Raw genomic sequence first — 18129 nt, 5'->3', positions numbered from 1 at the left:
GAGGCGCCGCTCGCAATAGTAGAACTGCCTGCGATGCGTTCTTATGCCGCGATATCGCCCCTCATCCGCGACCGGCTACTGCCGAGGTCTGGGCTGGCACTTCGGGCAGAAGAACGAACCCCGGTTCATGAACTCCTCACGCCGCATCAGCGTCCCGCATCGTCGGCACGGCTGGCCCGCCCGACCGTAGGCGTTCAACGAACGCTCGAAATACCCCGACTGTCCGTTGACGTTCACGTACAGCGCGTCGAACGACGTGCCGCCCGCCGCCAACGCGTCGCTCATCACCGCCGTCGCGGCGTCGAGTAACTCGGCGAGCTTGCGTCGCGAGATGCCGTCGGTGACGCGCGCGCCGTTCAGCCGCGCTCGCCAGAGCGCCTCGTCGGCGTAGATGTTTCCGACGCCGGAGATCAGCGACTGGTCGAGCAGTGCGCGCTTGACCTCTGTGTGCTTTCCACGCATTCGACGCACCACCTCGTCCCTGTCGAACCCGGAGTCGAAGGGGTCGGGCGCGATATGGGCAATCGAGCGCGGCAGCGACGCCGGGTCGCCGGGCAGTTCGGTGTCGGCGTCGTCGGATTCGGCGTCGACATAGTCGTCGAGGTGCCACCCACCGAAGGTCCGCTGGTCGACGAACCTCAACTCGTTGCCGTCGTCGAGCGTCGCGCGTACCCGCAAATGTGTGTGGTCGGGTGCTCCGACACGGGCGACCAGCATCTGCCCGCTCATACCGAGGTGGACGACGAGTGCGAACCGGTCGATTCCGTCGGGGGCTTCGACGTCGAGCCACAGGTACTTTCCGCGTCGACGCGCAGCGAGAATCGTTGCGCCCCTGAGTCTTCCGACCAGATCGGGTGCATCGCCGACGTGCCTGCGGACAGCGCGCGGGTGTAGGACCTCTACGTCGGTGATCGTGCGCCCGACAACATGCTTCTCGAGACCGGCACGGACGGTCTCGACTTCGGGAAGTTCAGGCATCGCTCACGGCGTCACGCTCGGTGAGCGCCTGCCATGCCAGCGATGCGGCCTTCTGCTCGGCTTCCTTCTTGGTGCGTCCCACACCTTCGCCGAGTTCTTCTCCTGCGATCACCGCACGCGCGGTGAACTCCTTGCTGTGATCGGGGCCGGTCGAGCTGATCTGGTACTGCGGGGGTCCGTAGCCGCGCTCGGCGGCCAGCTCCTGCAGCGAGGTCTTCCAGTCGAGTCCCGCGCCGAGTTGGCCTGCGCGGTCGAGGATCTCGTCGAAGAGGTCGAGGATGATGCGCTGCGAGGTCTCCAGACCGTGGTCGAGATACATTGCGCCGAAAAGCGATTCGAGTCCGTCGGCCAGAATTGAATCCTTGTCGCGGCCGCCGGTCATCTCTTCGCCGCGTCCGAGGAAGAGGTGACGACCGAGGCCGCCCTCGCCGAGTCCACGTGCGACGTCGGCCAGCGCGTGCATGTTCACGACGCTCGCCCTGATCTTGGCCAGCTCGCCCTCGGGACGATCGGGGTATCGCAGGTAGAGCCGCTCGGTGATCACCACACCGAGCACCGAATCGCCGAGGAATTCCAGCCGCTCGTTGGTCGGCAGCCCGCCGTTCTCGTAGGCATACGAGCGGTGCGTCAGGGCGAGTGTGAGCAGTTCATCCGCGATCGGCGTGCCGAGCGCGTCCAGCAACGATGCGACACCAGCGGAGTCGGCACCCAGGGAGCCGACGGCATCGTTGCTGCCTCCGTGAGGTGCAGGCGACGCCGCGTCGTCGACACCGGTCACGCCGAGCCCCGTTCGCCGCTGTCGGAGTCCTGCGACCCCTTCTGCTCCAGCGAACCGAACTTGTCAGCGAGCTTGGCCCAGCGGGGATCGATGATCTCGTGGGAGTGGCCGGGTTCCGCGACGGCGAGCCGGACACCGCATTCACTGCACAGGCCTGCGCAGTCCTCACTACACAACGGTGACATCGGGAGTTCGAGCGCAACGGCGTCGATGACGGCCTGCTCGAGGTCGATCCTGTCGTCGACGATCCGATGGATGTCCTCGGAGTCGGTCGTCTGCTCGGTCTCACTGTCGGGGTAGGCGTACAGCTCGGTCAGGAACACCGTCACCGTGCCGTCGACCGGTTCCAGACAACGCACACATTGGCCCTCGGTCTCGCCGGAGACGGTGCCCGTGACCAACACGCCCTCGGACACCGATTCCAGCCGCAAGTCGAGGTCGACGTCGGAATGCGCGGGTATCGCGATCATCTCCACGCCGATCCGATTGGGAGCGACGACCGTGCGATGGATCTCCTCCATCGTCCCCGGACGTCTGCCCAACGATCGGATGTCGAGGACGAAGGGATCGCGCTGCGCTTGCGCACCTTGAGTCACTGCATTCTCGGCCACATGTGCACCATACGCCCGACCAGGTCATTCATCGAACGACCCGGCGCGCCGCTCAGACCGCGAGCGGCGAGCTGTGGTCGTGCAGATCCGCCGAACCCGATCGCGCCTGCTCAGCACTCGTCCGACGAGCACCTGCGTCGTCGACGCTGCGCGGGTATTCGACGTAGTCGTGCATGCCCGCGCCGGTACGCAACTGGTGGCGTCCACGGTTGACCGAGCGCAGGGTCCCGGTGAGGATCTCCTCGAACTCGGCGAGCTTCTCATCGACGTACACATCGCAGTCGCCACGGAGGCGATCGGCCTCGGCGTGCGCGGCGTCGATGATCCGCTCGGCCTCCGACTTCGCCGCCGCGACGACCTCGGTCTCCGAGACCAGTCGCTGCTGCTCGGCGATGCCGTCGGCGACGGACTTGTCGTAGGTGTTGTTGGCCGAGTCGATGGTCCGCTGCGCCTCGGCACGCGCACGCCCGGTGACGGCGTCGAACTCGCGTGCCGCGCTCGTCGACAGCCGGTGGGCTTCCGCGCTGGCCTCGTCGACCAGGTTCTTGCCGTGCGCGCTGGCCTCGTCGACCATCCGGTCGGCCTGCGCCTTGGCGTCGGCGAGGAGGCGGTCGGCCTCGGCACGAGCGTGCGCGAGCATGGCGTCGGACTCCGACTCCGCGGTGGTCACGACCTTGTCGGCGTGATCGGCGGCGTCGCCGAGCATGTTCTCGCGCTGGTCGAGCACGTCCTGAGCGTCGTCGAGCTCGCCCGGAATCGAGTCCTTGATGTCGTCGAGCAGCTCGAGGACATCACCACGCGGCACGACACAGCCGGCCGTCATGGGAACACTTCGTGCCTCTTCGACGATGGCCACGAGTTCGTCGAGAGCTTCAAATACCCGGTACACAGCTACCCCAATCCGGCTCATGCCATTACTTGTCAGTGAGACCTGTGTCGTGGTGACGCGGGTCCGCCTGAGACTGATGCGACTATTGTGCCGAATGTGATCGCTGGGATTATGGAGCCGGATGATATGGGCGTGTCGCCTGTGACGATTGTGACGCTGCGTCAGTAGCGAACGTCAGACGGTCCGCTCCCCCGCAAGGACCGCCTCGAGGCGACGGTGGATGTGCGGCGCGAGGTACGGCGACGCGTCGCCACCGAGCTTCGCCACCTCTTTGACCAGCGAACTCGAGACGTGAGCGAAGCGCGGATCGGTGATCATGAAGACCGTCTCGACGTCGGCGAGCTCGCGATTCATCTGTGCCATCGGCAGCTCGTAGTCGAAGTCGACGCCCGAGCGCAGCCCCTTCACCAGGACTCCGATGTTCTTCTCGGTCAGATAGTCGACGAGCAGACCGGTCCATCGGTCGACACGGACGTTGGGCAGATCGGCACAGTCCTCTTCGATCAACGCGATGCGCTCGTCGATGCTGAACAGTCCGTGTTTGTTGGGATTGACCACCACGAGAACCACGATCTCGTCGAAGGCCGACGCCGCGCGTGCGACGATGTAACGATGTCCCCTGGTGAACGGGTCGAACGAACCTGGAATCACTGCGCTGCTCATGGCGTAAACCTACCGATCTCCACGCGCGTCTCTCCGTAGACCTTCTCCACGATGAGGTCGAACTCCTCGGGCCACGTCGGCGGCGACGATCGCGCATCGCGTTCGACGACGACGAGCGCGTCGTCCGCGAGCCAGCCGTCGGAGCTCAAGCGCTCGAGATCGGCCTCGACGTCTGCCGTGTCCAGCGCATACGGAGGGTCGGAGAACACCAGGTCGAACGGCTTGCCTGCTCTCGATGCGGCAAGATACGACCCGACCGAGGAGGTCACCACGTCGGAGCGACCGGACAGATCGAGCGAGCGCAGGTTCGCGGCGATGACCGAGGTGGCCCGCTTTCGACTGTCCACCAGGACGGCCGACGCCGCACCGCGCGAAAGGGCCTCGATCGCAAGCGCCCCCGAGCCCGCATAGAGGTCGAGGACGCGCGCGTCGTCGAAGTCGATGCGCGCGGCGAGCGCACTGAACTGCGCCTCGCGCACCCTGTCGGAGGTCGGGCGGGTGCCGTCGTCGGGCACGGTCAGCCGTCGCCCACCGAGAGCGCCTGCGATGATCCTCGTCATTGTTCGTATTCTGCTCGCGATACCCGCCCGACGAGAACGCCGGGTCTCAGCCGTCCGACACCGACAAATCACACAAACGTGACCCCTATCACAATCGGGTGTTGAACAGCGCCGACGCCGGGGTTTCGGTGTCCGATTCCGGCAGCAGCATGACTTCGCCGACACACATTGTTAACGTCAGGAACGTTATGAGCCCCTCCTCAACGAGAACGGCCCCATCAACTGTCCTGACGATCGACTATCGGACGCCGACGGTGTCCGACGGAACCAGACTCTGGGAAATTGCCTCGGATTCACAGGTTCTCGACGTCAACTCGAGCTACGCCTATGTGCTGTGGTGCCACGACTACGCCGACACCTCGATCGTCGCCGAAGTCGACGGCCGCGCAGTAGGTTTCGTCACCGGCTATCGACGCCCGGCTGACCCGTCGACCCTCATGGTCTGGCAGGTCGCCGTCGACGACGATTTCCGCGGCCACGGAATCGCAGCAAAGATGCTGCACCAGTTGTTCGATCGTGTCCGGCGCAGTTCGGTGGTGGCCATGCACACCACCATCAGTCCCGACAACGTTGCGTCCCAACGTCTTTTCGCGTCGGTCGCACGAGATCGCGGCTTGGACTTCGTTCGACGCGACCTGTTCGCCGTCGACGATTTCCCGGATGCGCACCAGCCGGAGGATCTCTACATGCTCGAGCCGAAGGTCGGCGAGCCCTAGTACTTCTTGCGCGGGGTTCTTTCACCGGTCGGAGTGTTTCCCGCCGGCACGTTCTCGCTGGTAGCAGGCAGCGCCGGCTTTGCGACGAACAGTCTTCGGCGAGGAGATCCGCGACGGAGAGCCGTTGCGCCCGAACACAACCCGCACGCGTCGAACAGTGGCGCGCCGCGAAGTGAACGCGTACATACGCGTCCCCACAGCACTTCTCGAGGGCTTCGCTCCGAAGTGACTGTGGCACAGAGTTTTCCCACATTGGAGGATGCACGATGCAACTTCTCGACACTACTATCGACGACTCGGTCTTCACCCAGAACGAGTCCGAGGTCCGCAGCTACTGCCGCAACTGGCCGACCGTGTTCGGTCGCGCACGTGGCTCGTGGATCACCGACACCGAAGGCCGCGAATACCTCGACTTCTTCGCGGGCGCAGGCGCCTTGAACTACGGTCACAACCATCCGGTCCTGAAAGAGGCTCTCCTCGAGTACATCTCGGCGGACGGCATCACCCACGGGCTCGACATGGCGACCGTCGCCAAGGAGCAGTTCCTGGAGACGTTCCACGACAAGATCCTGGCGCCCCGTGACCTCGACTACAAGGTCCAGTTCCCCGGACCGACCGGCACCAACGCCGTCGAGTCGGCACTTAAGCTGGCTCGCAAGGTCACCGGCCGCGAGTCGATCGTCAGCTTCACCAATGCTTTTCACGGCATGACGCTGGGATCGCTCTCGGTGACCGGCAACTCCATGAAGCGCGCGGGCGCGGGCATCCCGCTGGTGCACGCCACGCCGATGCCGTTCGACAACTACCTCAACGGCACCGTCGAGGACTTCAGTTGGTTCGAGCGTGTGCTCGAGGACTCCGGCAGTGGCTTGAACACCCCGGCCGCCGTCATCGTCGAGACGGTCCAGGGTGAGGGCGGCGTCAACGTCGCGCGCGCCGAGTGGCTGCGTGGGCTCGCCGAGTTGTGCAAGCGCCGCGACATCCTGCTCATCGTCGACGACGTCCAGATGGGCTGCGGGCGTACGGGTGAGTTCTTCTCGTTTGAGGAGGCAGGTATCAAGCCCGACATCGTCACCATGTCGAAGTCGATCAGCGGTTACGGCCTGCCGATGGCGCTCGTGCTGATTCGTCGGGACCTCGACGTCTGGGCGCCCGGTGAGCACAACGGCACGTTCCGCGGCAACAACCCCGCGTTCATCACGGCCACCAAGGCCATCAACGAGTTCTGGTCCGACGACCAGCTCACTCGCGACGTCCACCGCAAGGGACGCCAGATCGACGAAGTCTTCTCGACGCTGTCGGAACGCCACGAAGGCTTGTCGACGCGAGGACGCGGCATGGTGCGCGGCCTCGTCTTCGAGGAGCCGACGCTCGCGGCCAAGGCATGTGCGCGGGCCTTCGGGTCCGGACTGCTCGCCGAGACGTCGGGACCGTCGGATGAGGTTGTGAAACTTCTTCCGCCACTTACCATTTCCACTGAAGAACTTGACCGCGGACTCGGCATTCTCGTCGATTCCGTGGAGGAGGTGATCGCATGATCGTACGTACCACCAACGAAATCACCGGCACCGAGCGTGAGGTCGCCGACCCCAAGGGCAACTGGGTGTCCAAGCGCATCGTCCTCGGCGGCGACGGCGTCGGGTTCTCGTTCCACGAGACCACCATCAACGCCGGCAGCGTCAACGAGTTCCACTACGCCAACCACATCGAAGCGGTGTGGCTGGTGGAGGGCGAGGGAACCCTGCTCGATCGCGAGACCGGGCAGACCTATCCCCTGGCCGCCGGGTCGATGTACCTGCTCAACGGACACGAGCGCCACACAGTGACCGCCGAGACGCAGATGCGCATGCTCTGCGTGTTCAACCCTCCAGTGGTCGGCACCGAGGTGCATGACGAGAACGGCATCTACCCGCTCGTCACCGTCCCGGAGCAACCGAACGGCAAGCACGCGAACGCCTGATCGCGCGAGCAACACTTTGCCTGCGGGCCCCGCACTCCCCCACCGGGAGGCCGGGGCCCGCAGGCGTCTGTGCCGTCCGGCCTGTGCCTTCCGGAGCCTCGTCTGGCACCGCCGGTCGGCGAAACGGCGCTAGCCTGGATGTATGCGCACTCGGTTACAGATCGGCTGGACGCCGGCCGAACCGACACCTCTCGACGACGACCTCGACGCCCGCGTCGACCAGATGCGCCGACTGCTCGACGGCCGACGCGTCGTCGCGCTGACCGGCGCGGGGATCTCCACGGACTCGGGCATCCCCGATTACCGCAGCCCGGGCGCGCCGGTCCGGACGCCGATGACGCTGGAGATGTTCCTGTCGTCACCCGACTTCCGACGCCACTATTGGGCGCGCAACCATCTGGGCTGGCGCCATATGGACGCCGCGCGGCCCAACGCGTCGCATCGCGCGCTCACCGACCTCCAACGTCGCGGCACACTGACGACGGTCATCACGCAGAACGTCGACATGCTGCACACCAAGGCGGGTACACGCGGGGTGATCGAACTGCACGGCTGCTATGGGCGTGTGCGCTGCCTCGACTGCGGCGAGACCATCTCTCGTCGACGCCTCGCCGACACCCTTGAATCGCTCAATCCGGGATTCGTCGATCGCGTCTCCGGCCGCGGCGCGATCGAGGTGGCACCGGACGCCGACGTGACACTCGACGACACGAGCGATTTCGTCGTTGCCGACTGCTCGACGTGCGGTGGAACCCTCAAGCCGGACATCGTCTATTTCGGCGAGAATGCGTCGAAAACCTCCGTGCAACAAGCATTTTCGGCGGTCGACGATGCCGACGCGATGATCGTCATCGGCTCGTCGCTCACCGTGATGTCGGGGTTACGATTCGCCCGGCACGCACACCGCACCGGTAAACCTCTCGTGGTGATCAACCGCGGCGTCACGCGCGCCGACGACATCGCCGACCTCAAGATCGATCACTACTGCGCCGAGGTGCTGGCCGAACTCACCCCGCTGGCGGCCTGATGGCCGGATAGACCCGACTGCCTGATCAGCTCAGACGGCAACCAGGTCGTCGGCGTGAATCACGGGGCGGTGCAGCTCATTCGGTAGTTCCGACGTCGACCGGCCGACCATCCGGGCGACGTCGTCGGAGTCATAGCTGCTGACGCCGCGTGCGCGCACAGTGCCTGCGGTGTCGACCAATTCGACGACATCGCCGTCGTAGAAGCGCCCGCGCACCCCGACGACCCCCGCACCGAGCAGCGAACGTCGCTTGCGTGCGACAGCCGCGACGGCGCCGTCGTCGAGCACGATCTGTCCGCGCGCGTCCGCGGCGTGCCTGACCCAGAAACGCCTGGCGGACAAGCGTTCCGGCCTCGCCGCGAACACTGTGCCGACCGATCCGTCGCCGAGCGCGCGGTCGGCGTCAGCGGCGGCGGCCAGCAGGACCGGAACGCCCGCGTCGGCCGACAGCCGCGCCGCGGCCAGCTTCGACGCCATGCCGCCGGTGCCCAGCGTGCCACCGGAGCCTGCGATCACACCGTCGAGATCCTCGGGTCCGTTGACCTCGTCGATGAAGCGCGCACGCTCACCGTTGGGTCCGACCTTGCGCGGATCGCCGTCGTAGAGTCCGTCGACGTCGGAGAGCAACATGAGGGCATCGGCGCCTGCGAGGTGCGCTACGAGCGCGGCCAGACGGTCGTTGTCTCCGAAGCGAATCTCGTTGGTGGCCACCGTGTCGTTCTCGTTGACGACGGCGACGGCGTGCAGCGTGCGCAGGCGGTTGAGCGTCCGCTGCGCGTTTGCATGATGGGCGCGGTTGGAGATGTCGTCGGCAGTCAGCAGCACCTGACCGACCGTCCGGCCGTAGCGGTGAAACGACGTGCCCCACGCGTGCGCCAACGCCAACTGGCCGACGCTTGCCGCGGCCTGTTTGGTGGCGAGGTCGGTCGGTCGCTTCTTCAAGCCGAGGGGCGCAATGCCCGCGCCGATGGCGCCCGACGACACCACGATGACGTCCGAGCCCGCTCGCATCCGCGCTTCGAGCGCATCGGTGAGTTTGTCGAGCCGGTCACGGTCGAGACCGCTGTCGAGGTCGGTGATCGCTGACGATCCGATCTTCACGACGATGCTGCGAGCCGCAGCGATCGATTCGCGGACGTCACTCACCGTCGGTCTCATCTTGCAGCCCACGACGCAGACGTCGCGCTTCCTTACGCTCGGCAGCGCCGACACGCTCCGACCGATCAAGCCGAATGTCGGTGCCGCGCCCCGTGATCGGCACATCGTCGCCCATCGGGGTCGTCGGCTCCCAATCGAAGCTGACGTCGCCGATGGTGACCGGCGCGCCCGGCTCCGCACCGAGACGGACCAGTTCGTCCTCGACGCCGAGACGGTTGAGACGGTCGGCGAGGTAGCCGACTGCCTCGTCGTTGTCGAACTGTGTCTGCGCGATCCACCGCTCCGGCCGCGTACCCCGCACGATGAAACCACCGGGCGTCGCGGGATCGGCGACGACTGTGAAACCACTGTCGTCGATGGCCTTCGGACGGATCACGGCGCGGCGTGCGACGGGCTTCGGATGCGCCTCGCGGTACTCGTCGACCATCGCGGCGAGCGCGTCGGTCAGTTCCTTGAGCCCCTGATGCGCGACCGCGGAGATCCGGAATACGGGCCAACCGCGTTCTGCGAGTTCGGGTTCGACGAGGTCGGCCAGTTCGTTGGCCTCGGGCACGTCGGTCTTGTTCAGGATCACCACGCGCGGGCGCTCGGCGAGGTCGCCGAGGCCGTGATCGGTGTGCAGCGCAGGTTCGTACGCCGCGAGCTCGGCTTCGAGCGCGTCGATATCGGAGATCGGATCACGGCCCGGTTCCAGCGTGGCGAGGTCGACGACGTGCGCGAGCACCGCGCAGCGTTCGAGATGCCGTAGGAATTCCAGCCCGAGCCCTCGGCCACTCGATGCGCCGGGAATCAGCCCCGGGACGTCGGCGATGGTGAACACACCGCCGGCGGTCTGCACGACGCCGAGGTTGGGCTGCAGTGTGGTGAACGGGTAGTCGGCGATCTTCGGCTTGGCCGCCGAGAGCACCGACACCAGCGACGACTTGCCCGCCGACGGGAAACCAACGAGTCCGACGTCGGCGACGGACTTCAGTTCGAGAACGAGATCGCGGTGCTGCCCCTCCTCACCGAGGAGCGCGAAGCCCGGCGCCTTACGCGCCTTGGATGCCAGCGCCGCGTTGCCGAGTCCGCCTCGTCCGCCCGAAGCGGCGTCGAACGTCGTCCCCTCCCCGACCAGGTCGGCAAGGATCGTCCCGTTTTCGTCGAGCACGACGGTGCCGTCCGGCACGTGGAGGATCAGATCATCGCCATTGGCGCCGCTACGGTGATCGCCCATGCCGGGAGTCCCGTTACCCGCCTTGGCGTGCGGCCGGAAGTGGAAATCGAGCAGCGTGTGCACCTGCGGGTCGACGACGAGCGTCACGGAGCCGCCGTTGCCCCCGTTGCCACCGTCTGGGCCGCCGAGCGGCTTGAACTTCTCCCGATGCACCGACGAACAGCCGTGGCCACCATTGCCCGCAGCGACGTGAATCGTCACCCGGTCGACGAACCGCGACATGACGTCCTTTCTCGTTCGTGGGCCGAAAGCGCGGGTCGCGCTGTCGGGCCGTCGAACCTGATCTTCTCGTTGTAGAAATACAACAGGGCGGGCCGGGTGCATATGCCACTGGCCCGCCCTGTCGTTGAGAGCTGTGCTCGAAAACCGCTAGGTCAGGCCTGTGCGGTCTCCGGAACGATGTTCACGGTTTTGCGGCCGCGCTTGGTGCCGAACTGCACCGCGCCCGACTCGAGAGCGAACAGGGTGTCGTCGCCACCGCGACCGACGTTGACGCCCGGGTGGAACTTGGTGCCGCGCTGGCGGATCAGGATCTCGCCTGCGCTGACCTGCTGGCCACCGAAGCGCTTCACGCCGAGGCGCTGCGCGTTGGAATCGCGACCGTTGCGCGAACTGGACGCGCCCTTCTTGTGTGCCATTTTCTCGTCCTCCTGGCTACCTGAGTGTGTTGCAGTTGGGGATCAGGGGCTTGGCCCCGGAAATTACTTGATACCGGTGACCTTGAGGACCGTCAGCTTCTGACGGTGACCCTGGCGCTTGTGGTAGCCGGTCTTGTTCTTGAACTTGTGGATGCGGATCTTGGGGCCCTTGACGTGCTCGACCACCTCGCCGGTGACCGAGATCTTGGCGAGCTTGTCCGCATCGGTGGTCAGGGTCGAGCCGTCGACGACAAGCGCCACGGGCAGGCTCACGCTGCTGCCGGGCTCGCTGTCGATCTTCTCGACCTTCACAATGTCGCCCTCAGCGACCTTGTACTGCTTACCGCCGGTCTTGACGATCGCGTACGTTGCCATCGAAGCTGTCCTCTTACTCATCATCGGGCTCGCTGCGCGTACGTCGCGCACGAGCGTTGTGGGTGTGTGCGTCCCGGTGCGGGCCGCACGGCATCGGGCATTGCTGCCCGGGATGCTCACGGATCACACCAGAGGGCCTGTCCGCGGGTCTCGTCAGCAGTGCTCATCGCATGACCGGCACAGCTCGAACCCTCCGCGGAAGGCGACCAATCAAGATTACGGGACCGGTCGCCGCTGGGTCAAACTCGCCATATCATGCCGGGCCTGCCGACGTGGTGGTCAGTCCTCCACAGGCGGTCCAGCGGGACGTCCGGCCGTGCGCCTACGTGGTCGACGTCGCACCGCAACGGTGGTCGGCGACGACGAGACCGGGCCGAACGTGGTCAACGGCGCACTCGTGGGCGCATCGTCTGCGAGCACCACCGGCTCGGCCGCTCCGGTCGGCGACGCCGCCCGACGAACCGCACGGCGTCGACGCTTCGGCGCCTCTGCCCCGTTGGTCGACTGTGCGTCCTGTCCTGCCGGCTGTGCACTCTCTCCGGTCGACTGTGCGTCCTGTCCGGTCGTCTGTGCGTCCTGTCCGGTCGACTGGGCGTCCTGACCCGCCGACTGTGCGTCCTGACCCGTCGACTGTGCGTCTGCCGAGCCATTCGACGACGACTCGTCATCGACAACGACTGCCTCGACGTCGATGACCTCGCCGTCCTCGTCGTGCGTGTGGGCCGCCATCGCGCGGAACATCGGGTGCTCCGCCGGGTTGTGAGCGGGCTTCTGCTCGGCCGGTTCCGCCTTCTTCTTGTTGCGTCGCGAGCGCTTCGAGCCGGTGTTCTCCGACTTTGCGCCGTCGTCGGACGTCACCTCGACAGGACTCGAATGCACGATGATCCCGCGGCCGCCGCACGTCGTGCAGGTCGTCGAGAAAGCTTCGAGCAGGCCGGTACCGAGGCGCTTACGTGTCATCTGCACGAGGCCGAGCGATGTCACCTCGGACACCTGGTGGCGCGTGCGATCACGCGACAACGCCTCCGTGAGTCGACGCAGCACCAGGTCGCGGTTGGATTCGAGCACCATGTCGATGAAGTCGACGATGATCATGCCGCCGATATCGCGCAGACGCATCTGCCGCACGATCTCTTCGGCTGCCTCGAGGTTGTTGCGGGTCACCGTCTCCTCGAGGTTGCCCCCGGAGCCGGTGAACTTGCCCGTATTGACGTCGACGACGGTCATCGCCTCGGTGTGCTCGATGATCAGCGTGCCGCCAGACGGCAGCCACACCTTGCGGTCGAGCGCCTTGGCGAGTTGCTCGTCGATACGGTGCACGACGAAGGAGTCGGGCGCGTCGGCGCGCGGACGCTCGAAGCGCTCCACCCGATCCATGAGGTCGGGCGCAACCGAACTGACGTATCCCTCGACGAGATTCCACGCCTTGTCGCCTTCGACGACGAGCTTCTTGAAGTCCTCGTTGAACAGGTCGCGGACCACGCGGACCAGCAGGTCCGGCTCCTCGTAGAGCGCGCGCGGCGACACAGACCCCTTGTTGGCCTTGCCGAACGCCTCGTCGATCGACTTCCACTGCTTCTCGAGTCGCTCGATGTCGGCGGCGAGGTCGTCGGCGCTCACACCCTCCGACGCGGTACGGATGATGACACCCGCATCGTCGGGGACCAGCTTGGCGAGGATCTGCTTGAGCCGCTTGCGCTCGACGTCGGGAAGCTTGCGGCTGATACCGGTCGACGTTCCACCCGGCACGTAGACCAGGTAGCGACCGGCCAGCGAGATCTGCGTGGTCAGTCGAGCGCCCTTGTGCCCGACCGGGTCCTTGCTGACCTGCACGAGCACCGGATCGCCGGGCTTAAGGGCCTGTTCGATCTTGCGTGACCCGCCGTCGAGTCCGGCAGCGTCCCAGTTGACCTCACCCGCGTAGAGCACGCCGTTGCGACCGCGACCGATGTCGACGAACGCGGCTTCCATGCCGGGCAGCACGTTCTGCACGCGCCCGATGTAGATGTTCCCGACCATCGACGACGACGTCTCCGTGGTGACGAAGTGCTCGACGAGCACACCGTCTTCGAGCACGGCGACCTGCGTGTAGTCCTCGACGGGAGTGACGTGATCATGCTCGTCGGACTGCGAGAGTCGAACGTTGGCGCTGCGCTCACGCACGACCATCACGCGGTCGACTGCCTCGCGACGCGCGAGGAACTCCGACTCGCTCAGAATCGGTGGTCGACGACGCCCCGCGTCCCGACCGTCGCGACGTCGCTGGCGCTTGGCCTCGAGGCGCGTCGACCCCGAAATCCCCTGCACCTCGTCGCGGGCACGCTTGCTGCGCGGCTCCCGCTCGTGGACGACGGTGTTCGGCGGATCGTCGGGCGACGATGAGTCGTCGGATTCTGCTCCACCCTTACGGCGACGACGGCGCCTGCGGCGCTTGGTCGACGATCCGTCTCCGGATTCGGCATCATCCGAGTCGTCGGCGTTGCCGTCGGCCTGATTGTCGCCCTTGTCGGCGGAATCGTCCGCGGCGTTGGAATCGTCTGCCGAGCCCTGGCCCTGCCCGCGCCCGTCAGCCTGACTCTCGCCCTCACCGCTGTTGCCGGCTGCGTTCTTGCCCTCTGCTGGCTTGCCCTTGCCGGACTTCTTCCGCTTCTTGCCCGCGGGTCGATCGTTGTCCGACTGAGAATCGGGATGATCGGAGTCGGAGTGATCGGAGTCGGAAAGATCGGCATCGGACCGATCAGAATCAGACTGGTCGGAATCGTCCGACGAGTCGGTGTCCTCGTTCTGGTCACGCTCGTTCTGGTCGCCGCGACCGCGGCCACGACCACGTCTGCCACGACGACGTCGACGATTGCGGCCGCCGTCATCGCCGGAGCTGTCGTTGTCGGCGCCTTCGTTGTCGGCGCCTTCGTTATCGGTCGGGTCTGCGGAGTCCTCGGCACTCTCGTCGGCCGCGTTCGGCGTCGAACGACCAGACGTCGAAGGCTCGGACGTGGGTCGACCGCTGTTGGCGCGACGCTGCGAGTCATCCGACGAAGAGTCGGCCGTGGCGTCCTCGCCGCTCTTGCGGTGACGACCGCTGGGCGCGTCAGACGCGGCGGCCGGCTGCGGGGGAAGGAAGAGCGGGCTGGCGGCAATCTCCTCGGCAGGCGCCGCGACCTGCGGCTTCTCGGTCTCGATCGCGGAGAAGAGCGAATGCGTGTGCGACGCATGCGACTCTGCGCTCTGCTCGACGTCGGCGACCTCTGCGGGGGCGGACGGCTGCGACGCCGCCACTCCTGGCAACTCGGCTCCTGGCACCTCAGCTTCGGGTGCGTCGGATGCTGGTGCATCGGGTGCTGGTGCAGCGTCGACGGCCTCGGTCACGCCCGCAGGTTCACCCTGGTCAGACACTTCGGCAGGCTCTGTCGGTTGAGTTGCCTTGGCCTGCTCCTCGGTGGCGGGCGCCGCCTCGTCGACGGGTACGGCGGTGTCGTCGACCTCGACGTCGTTGCGTACACGGTCGGCGACGGCCTGAGCCATGCTGCGCTCGACGCTCGATTGAGCACTTCGGCTGGGCCAGCCCAGTTCCGCGAGGTGCGCGAGCACCTGCCTACTCGTGAGGCCGAGCGTGCGCGCCAGCGCGTGCACCCGAAGCTTGCTGGGAAAATCCTCCGCCGAGCCTGACGCAGCGTTCGCGTCGATCGGCGACCCGTTGTCGGTCACTGATGTCTCCTTGAACCCCCGGGCGCGACAATGTCGGCGGCCACGCGGGGGTCTCTCGTGTGTCCCGGTCCTGTGCGGACCGGTGTTATATGGTCTCCGCGCTCCTGGTGTTCCGTTGTCCGGAGTCCGCAGGTTGCGCTCTTGCTGGGTGATGAGGTCCGTCATGCCTTCCACGCCACGCGTGGCGGTCTGAACCGCCCCGTCGGGTCTGTTCCCGACGTCGATGGGGAAAGCGATCTGCCGAACGTGTGCTGTGCGGATCGCTGCCACTGGCAACAATCTCCACTGCGGTGTCCGACGCCGAACGCCATCGTCGTCATCACGAGCAGAGTGTGTTCGCGATAACCAAGCAAGTATCCCACACGGTGCGACGTATCCCGCAAACTATGCGATAAAGCGCGCGTCAGCGGCTTGACAACCGCCGACGCGCGCTGGAATACGCGGGGTCTTTCTCAGTCGGTCAGCGCGGGAAACCAGAGCGCGATCTCACGCTCGGCCGATTCCGGCGAGTCCGATCCGTGGACCAGGTTGTACTGAGTGCTCAGCGCGTAGTCGCCGCGAATCGTACCTGGCACGGCCTTCTCCACGGGGTCGGTTCCGCCCGCGATCTGGCGGAATGCGGCGACAGCTCGCGGCCCCTCCAGCACGGCGGCGACCAGCGGACCCGACGTGATGAACTCGACCAACGACGGGTAGAAGGGCTTGCCCTCATGCTCCGCGTAGTGCTTGGCCGCGAGGTCGTCGCTGACGTTTTTGAGCTCGAGTGCCGCGAAGGTCAGGCCTTTGCGCTCGATGCGGGCGAGGATGTCGCCGACGAGCGAACGCGAAACGCCGTCGGGCTTGATGAGTACCAGAGTCCGTTCAGTCACGAGCACACTGTAGCGACCCGACGCCCACACTCCACTCCGACCTCGTAATTCGAATCCCACCATATTCAATTCCGATGGGGCACTACTTGTCGGTCAGGGGCAGTATTTGGGCTCGATCGGGAAGAAGCCGTAGTCAAAGAGATTGCCCGCGCTGGTGTGCGAGTTGATGATCACCTGGACGCATCCGCCCGGCGAGGCGAGTGCGGCGGTCACCGCCCTGTCGAACTGGCCTGCGAAGGCAAGGTTCGCTGGCCGATAGGAATCCGGCACCGGCAGTGCTGCGACGGCCTGCGGCAGGTTCATCGAGTCCATGCGCTTGGTGAGGTCATGCGTCGCGATGTAGCCGAACGCCTCACCGGGAACAGGCATCGGCGGTCCCGGCGTCGGGAGCGCAAGGTCGGAGGGCGCCACCGACTGCGGTGTCGCCGATTGGGGAGCGACGGACTGGGGCGTCGTCTTTTCGGGAGCGGCCACTGCCTCCGGCGCGCTGATCACACCCAGGGGTACCAGCGCCATCGAGGCTGCTGTCGCCGCGGCGAGCCGCAAGTTTCGCGAGGTCTTCGCTGCGGTGTGGTTGATACGGGTGGTCGGTGCGCTAAAGGTCACGCGACTCCTCTCGGTGTGATGACGTGTCCGACGTCGTGCGGGACTCCTCGTCGCCAGCGGCTAGGAGGCGTCGTTGGATAACCATGGTTGTTTCAGGGAACGTCGACTGCCCCCGGCGCTTGCGCCTCGTCATTGTCCCCGGCGCTTGCGCCTCGTCATTGTCCCCGGCGCTTGCGCCTCGTCATTGTCCCCGGCGCTTGCGCCTCGTCATTGTCCCCGGCGCTTGCGCCTCGTCATTGTCCCCGGCGCTTGCGCCTCGTCATTGTCCCCGGCGCTTGCGCCTCGTCATTGTCCCCGGCGCTTGCGCCTCGTCATTGTCCCCGGCGCTTGCGCCTCGTCATTGTCACAGAGCACACGCAGAATGCAAAGATGCATACATCACATTTCTGGCTGTATCGGTACCAGCACCGGGTCGACGCTGCTCAGGCGAAGTGCACGATGCTGATCGCGCCCGCCACGAGGCAGTAGACCACGAACGGATACAGCGTCCGCGTGTGGAAGTACTTCGCAAGAAACGCGACGGCCGCGAAGGCGGCGACGAACGCACATACCGATCCGACGAGTACCTGTCCCCCGATGCCCTGACCGTCGGGTCCGAAGAGTTCGGGGATCTTGAGCACCCCGGCGGCGAGGATGACGGGCGTGGCGAGCAGGAATGCGAAGTGCGCCGCGTCCTCATGATCGAGGCCCCGCAGGAGGCCGGCCGAAATCGTCGAGCCCGAGCGCGAGATCCCCGGGAACAGCGCGAGTATCTGAGCCGACCCGATCGCCGTGCCTTCCTTCATCGACAGCGAGGTGACCGACCGGGCAGGCGCCTGCCGGGCCACGGCGTGCCGCCCGATTCGATTGCGACGCCTGCGCAAAAGCTCGGTGGTGAGAAGCACGAGACCGTTGAGGAACAGCAGGATCGCCGCCGCCAGCGGGGTCGCGAACAACACGCGCAGCGGCTTCTCTGCGATCAATCCCACGACACCGACCGGAATCGTGCCCGCGATGAGCAACCAGGCGAGGCGGGCATCACTGTCGTCGTCGACGCTTCGGTGGCGGATCGATCGGATGAATCCAGCGACAATGCGCACCCAATCGCGCCAGTAGAACAGGATCAGGGCCAGTGCGGTTGCGACGTGCAGCGCGACGACGAAGGCGAGAAATGGCGTGTGTCCCGAACTCTTCGACTCCGTGACCAGTTTCGCCCAGTCTCCACCGAGCCAGGCGGGGACGAGGATCGAATGCCCGAGGCTCGACACCGGAAACAGTTCGGTGACGCCCTGCAGAAGCCCGAGAATCGCCGCTTGCGGGTAGGTCAGGTCAGTCACGAAAAGCGCTCCCTCAGTGTCGACAAGTTCTTGTCTCCCGGGACGCCACAGTAGCGAAATCCGT

The 18129-nt window shown here is 66.0% G+C and carries 18 protein-coding genes; 4 read left to right on the top strand and 14 right to left on the bottom strand.

Annotation, left to right across the window (positions count from 1 at the left end; translation table 11 throughout):
* Nucleotides 1–75: 75 nt before the first annotated feature.
* From mutM to rsmD, 6 genes are all read right to left on the bottom strand, one after another.
* Nucleotides 76–978, bottom strand: coding sequence for a bifunctional DNA-formamidopyrimidine glycosylase/DNA-(apurinic or apyrimidinic site) lyase (mutM, locus tag A5788_RS06560; protein ID WP_064869834.1), 903 nt, complete (start codon nt 976–978; stop codon nt 76–78).
* The gene (rnc, locus tag A5788_RS06555; RefSeq protein ID WP_064869912.1) at nt 971–1690 is read right to left on the bottom strand and encodes a ribonuclease III; all 720 of its coding nucleotides are present in this window, start codon (nt 1688–1690) and stop codon (nt 971–973) included. Before rnc ends, mutM begins: the two co-directional genes overlap by 8 nt.
* A gap of 62 nt (nt 1691–1752) precedes the next feature.
* Nucleotides 1753–2367, bottom strand: coding sequence for a YceD family protein (locus A5788_RS06550; RefSeq protein ID WP_064869832.1), 615 nt, complete (start codon nt 2365–2367; stop codon nt 1753–1755).
* Nucleotides 2368–2419: 52 nt separating this feature from the next.
* Nucleotides 2420–3256 carry a DivIVA domain-containing protein gene (locus tag A5788_RS06545; protein ID WP_387316192.1) on the bottom strand — a complete coding sequence of 279 codons (837 nt, stop codon included), beginning with the start codon at nt 3254–3256 and terminating at the stop codon, nt 2420–2422.
* Nucleotides 3257–3430: 174 nt separating this feature from the next.
* Nucleotides 3431–3919, bottom strand: coding sequence for a pantetheine-phosphate adenylyltransferase (gene coaD, locus A5788_RS06540; RefSeq protein ID WP_064869830.1), 489 nt, complete (start codon nt 3917–3919; stop codon nt 3431–3433).
* A complete protein-coding gene (rsmD, locus tag A5788_RS06535; protein WP_064869828.1) occupies nt 3916–4479 on the bottom strand; it encodes a 16S rRNA (guanine(966)-N(2))-methyltransferase RsmD in 564 nt (187 codons plus the stop codon). The genes coaD and rsmD overlap by 4 nt, the downstream gene beginning before the upstream one ends.
* 188 nt (nt 4480–4667) lie before the next feature.
* Here rsmD and ectA point away from each other — a divergent pair, with 188 nt between their 5' ends.
* The 4 genes from ectA (at nt 4668) to A5788_RS06515 (ending at nt 8182) form a co-directional block, all read left to right on the top strand.
* Nucleotides 4668–5195 (top strand): diaminobutyrate acetyltransferase, encoded by a 528-nt coding sequence (ectA, locus tag A5788_RS06530; RefSeq protein ID WP_064869826.1) that lies wholly within the window; start codon nt 4668–4670, stop codon nt 5193–5195.
* Between the two features lie 266 nt (nt 5196–5461).
* Nucleotides 5462–6733: a diaminobutyrate--2-oxoglutarate transaminase gene (gene ectB, locus A5788_RS06525; protein ID WP_064869824.1), complete on the top strand. Its 1272-nt coding sequence runs from the start codon at nt 5462–5464 to the stop codon at nt 6731–6733.
* The gene (locus A5788_RS06520) at nt 6730–7155 is read left to right on the top strand and encodes an ectoine synthase (RefSeq protein WP_049697058.1); all 426 of its coding nucleotides are present in this window, start codon (nt 6730–6732) and stop codon (nt 7153–7155) included. The genes ectB and A5788_RS06520 overlap by 4 nt, the downstream gene beginning before the upstream one ends.
* Nucleotides 7156–7297: 142 nt before the next feature.
* Entirely contained in the window at nt 7298–8182 is an 885-nt protein-coding gene (locus A5788_RS06515; RefSeq protein WP_064869822.1) for a Sir2 family NAD-dependent protein deacetylase, read from the top strand.
* A gap of 30 nt (nt 8183–8212) precedes the next feature.
* Here the strand turns inward: A5788_RS06515 and proB are convergent, their stop codons facing one another.
* From proB to A5788_RS06475, 8 genes are all read right to left on the bottom strand, one after another.
* Complete coding sequence (gene proB, locus A5788_RS06510) at nt 8213–9328, bottom strand: glutamate 5-kinase (protein ID WP_064869820.1); 1116 nt, start codon at nt 9326–9328, stop codon at nt 8213–8215.
* Entirely contained in the window at nt 9321–10778 is a 1458-nt protein-coding gene (gene obgE / locus A5788_RS06505) for a GTPase ObgE (protein ID WP_064869818.1), read from the bottom strand. Before obgE ends, proB begins: the two co-directional genes overlap by 8 nt.
* Nucleotides 10779–10930: 152 nt before the next feature.
* Complete coding sequence (rpmA, locus tag A5788_RS06500) at nt 10931–11194, bottom strand: 50S ribosomal protein L27 (RefSeq protein ID WP_005205054.1); 264 nt, start codon at nt 11192–11194, stop codon at nt 10931–10933.
* A gap of 63 nt (nt 11195–11257) precedes the next feature.
* Nucleotides 11258–11569, bottom strand: coding sequence for a 50S ribosomal protein L21 (gene rplU / locus A5788_RS06495; RefSeq protein WP_005176586.1), 312 nt, complete (start codon nt 11567–11569; stop codon nt 11258–11260).
* A 279-nt stretch (nt 11570–11848) separates the two neighbouring features.
* Nucleotides 11849–15274: a translation initiation factor IF-2 N-terminal domain-containing protein gene (locus A5788_RS06490; RefSeq protein WP_064869816.1), complete on the bottom strand. Its 3426-nt coding sequence runs from the start codon at nt 15272–15274 to the stop codon at nt 11849–11851.
* A 452-nt stretch (nt 15275–15726) separates the two neighbouring features.
* Nucleotides 15727–16143, bottom strand: coding sequence for a nucleoside-diphosphate kinase (gene ndk / locus A5788_RS06485; RefSeq protein WP_039855220.1), 417 nt, complete (start codon nt 16141–16143; stop codon nt 15727–15729).
* Between the two features lie 93 nt (nt 16144–16236).
* Nucleotides 16237–16749 (bottom strand): hypothetical protein, encoded by a 513-nt coding sequence (locus A5788_RS06480; RefSeq protein WP_005205059.1) that lies wholly within the window; start codon nt 16747–16749, stop codon nt 16237–16239.
* A 422-nt stretch (nt 16750–17171) separates the two neighbouring features.
* The gene (locus A5788_RS06475; RefSeq protein WP_005205060.1) at nt 17172–18065 is read right to left on the bottom strand and encodes an undecaprenyl-diphosphate phosphatase; all 894 of its coding nucleotides are present in this window, start codon (nt 18063–18065) and stop codon (nt 17172–17174) included.
* Nucleotides 18066–18129: the final 64 nt, after the last annotated feature.

It is taken from the genome of Gordonia sp. 852002-50816_SCH5313054-c (genome assembly GCF_001665925.1).
GTDB lineage: Bacteria > Actinomycetota > Actinomycetes > Mycobacteriales > Mycobacteriaceae > Gordonia > Gordonia jacobaea.
Note: the sequence above shows the minus strand (reverse complement) of the source record. Positions and strands in the feature narration are given on the sequence as shown.